The sequence below is a fragment of the Tamlana crocina genome (assembly GCF_012037625.1).
Window position 1 is genome coordinate 1 of the sequence record NZ_JAAVJS010000200.1, and the last position, 478, is coordinate 478.

Sequence of the window (478 nt, forward strand, 5' to 3'; positions counted from 1 at the left end):
CGGGCCTTTTCAGCTACGGAAGCATCGATACGCGCCGGACAGATCACATATTCCACCTGATTGGCTTCAGGGTGAAACTCCATTTCCACCACCGGATAGGTTTTCACTTCTCCTGAAGGATTTCGTGTGACGATCACCGCCAGTTCATTTTTAAAACGGATAAGAGCTTCAGCAATACATGGTGTTTCAGGTAAATTTTCCGCCGTATTAGTGTCCCGAATCACTGCAACACCTTTACCATCGTACCCGCCTGTTGTACTTTTCCAGACCAAAGGCAGCGAAATTTCTCCTTTTTGAAGGCCTTCCAAAAATGCCTTTTTTGCCTTGTTTACAACGTCTCGTATAAAAACAGTGCGAGCTGGCGAGCTTGATTGTCCGCAGGACAATCAGGCATTGCAAGCGAGCAAGGACTTTCGGATTGAGACAGATTTTAGCAGTGTTTTTATATATTGTTGTGTGGCGTGTTCCTGCTATTCAT

At 45.6% G+C, this 478-nt stretch carries 1 protein-coding gene; it reads right to left on the reverse strand.

Translation table 11 applies throughout. The annotated features are described in order from the left end of the window. The coding region (locus HC176_RS16305) for an ATP-grasp domain-containing protein (RefSeq protein WP_245234930.1) at positions 1 to 308 on the reverse strand (308 nt) is incomplete at its 3' end. Positions 309 to 478 lie beyond the last annotated feature (170 nt).